Consider the following 1,768-nt stretch of genomic DNA (forward strand, 5'->3'; position numbering starts at 1 on the left):
AGGACCGTCAAACTTTCCGAGGCACCCAGCTTCGGGGAGCCTATCCTCACCTATGCGCCGAAATCAAAGGGCGCTGAGGCGTACAAGAAATTATGTCGGGAGGTTTTGAAACGTGACTAAGAAGAAACTGGGCCGCGGGCTTGGTGAACTTTTCGGGGATGACCTGGATGAAAGCGGAAAAGTCCTTGATATTTCCACAGACGCTATTTCCGGAAATCCCTGGCAGCCCCGTCAGGATTTTGATGAAGAATCACTGAAATCCCTGGCGGAATCGATTAAAAAAGACGGCCTCCTTTCGCCGGTGGTGGTCCGCAAAAAGGAAGATAACCGGTATGAACTCATTGCCGGCGAGCGCCGCTACCGGGCGGCAAAACTGGCAGGCCTTCTCCTCATTCCGGCCATTGTGGTGGACTATGATGACCGGAAAGCTGCGGAAATGGCGCTGGTGGAAAATCTCCAGCGCGAAGACCTGAATCCGGTGGAAGAAGGGCTGGCTTATCAGAAACTGATGGAAACCTACGGCCTTACCCAGGAAGAAGTGGCGGACAAAGTGGGCCGAAGCCGTCCCTATGTGGCCAATCTGGTGCGCCTCCTGGAACTTCCGGAGGAAATAAAGAATTTCCTTATCAAGAAAGAACTGACCCCCGGCCAGGCGCGGCCGCTCCTTACCCTTCCCTCGGAAGCGGAAAAAGTATCCCTCGCCCGCCGTATCGTGCGGGAAGGCCTTTCCGCCAGGGCGGTGGAAGAGCTGATCCGCGGCAAAAAGCCGGCAAAACCGAAGAAGGAAATCCAGATTTCCGGATATGTCAAAGAACTCCAGGACAAACTGGGTCTTTCCGTAGGAAGTCCCGTGGCCATTCATTTCGGCCGGGGCCGGAATGCCCACAAGGGGACCATTTCCATTTCCTTCAAAAATGATGAAGAATTTCAGCGCATTATGGATATCCTGAACCAGGAGCATTAAAGTACCATGAATTTAGCAGCCATTAATCCAAATATAGTGATGATCGTGATCGGCATCATTCTTGCCATCCTTCTCATTTACCTTTTCTTCCAGTACCTTTCCATGAAGAACAAAGTCAACCGGCTGATGAAGAAATACAAGTATTTCATGAACGGTGAAGACGGCAAGTCCATAGAACTCAAGCTTTCCACGGAAGTCAGGGAACTGCGCGAAATGCTTTCCTCCTCTGAAAATATGCTGCATCAGCAGGAACTCCTGGCTACCATGCAGCTCCAGTCTTATCAGAAGACGGGCCTCGTGCGCTACGATGCTTTCGATGATACGGGAGACAAGCTTTCCTTCTCCCTCTGCCTGCTGGACGGCAAAAATGACGGATTCGTCCTTTCCTCCCTGGCGGGCCATGAAACCTGCCGTATTTATGCGAAGAAAGTCACCAGCGGCCAGTGCCGGGAAGCCCTCTCCACAGAAGAAGCAGAATCCATCCGGCAGGCTCTACAGACACTCATGCCCGATATGGCCAATCAGGCCATCAATGCCGTGGAACAGGATAAAATGGTAAACGCCACAGCTTCTGCCATGCCTGATGACCATAAGATTGATATGGCTAAGAAATAGAGTCTTTAGCCTGTTTTTATGGTCTGAGTCAGTTTCGGTATTCGTGAGTCAGCCTCATCACGGCATGAAAGTGTAATCCCACTTCGACGGGTTCGTGAATCGTGAATCGTGATTCGGAAAAGGAAGGAAATTTTGAAATGGGAGTCAGCGGTGTGCTCTTTGGCCTGAGTCAGAAGCGGTTTTCGTGAG

The 1,768-nt window shown here is 51.4% G+C and carries 3 protein-coding genes; all 3 read left to right on the top strand.

All coding sequences use genetic code 11. The features are described 5' to 3' along the window. Nucleotides 1-120 (top strand): ParA family protein (locus VZT47_RS10210; RefSeq protein WP_442877435.1); only part of this gene is annotated, 120 nt, incomplete at its 5' end. After that, nucleotides 113-964, top strand: a complete 852-nt coding sequence (locus VZT47_RS10215; protein WP_330224854.1) for a ParB/RepB/Spo0J family partition protein — start codon at nt 113-115, stop codon at nt 962-964. The genes VZT47_RS10210 and VZT47_RS10215, both read left to right, overlap by 8 nt. Before the next feature lie 6 nt (nt 965-970). Next, on the top strand, nt 971-1,579 hold the full coding sequence (locus tag VZT47_RS10220) for a DUF4446 family protein (RefSeq protein WP_330224855.1): 609 nt from the start codon (nt 971-973) through the stop codon (nt 1,577-1,579). Nucleotides 1,580-1,768: the final 189 nt, after the last annotated feature.

Source organism: Dialister sp., from assembly GCF_036343215.1.
Lineage (GTDB): Bacteria > Bacillota > Negativicutes > Veillonellales > Dialisteraceae > Dialister.

What these genes read in the sequence shown, in the direction of transcription:
- VZT47_RS10220 (WP_330224855.1), top strand. Translation starts at nt 971, where the DNA reads ATGAATTTAGCAGCCATTAATCCAAATATAGTGATGATCGTGATCGGC.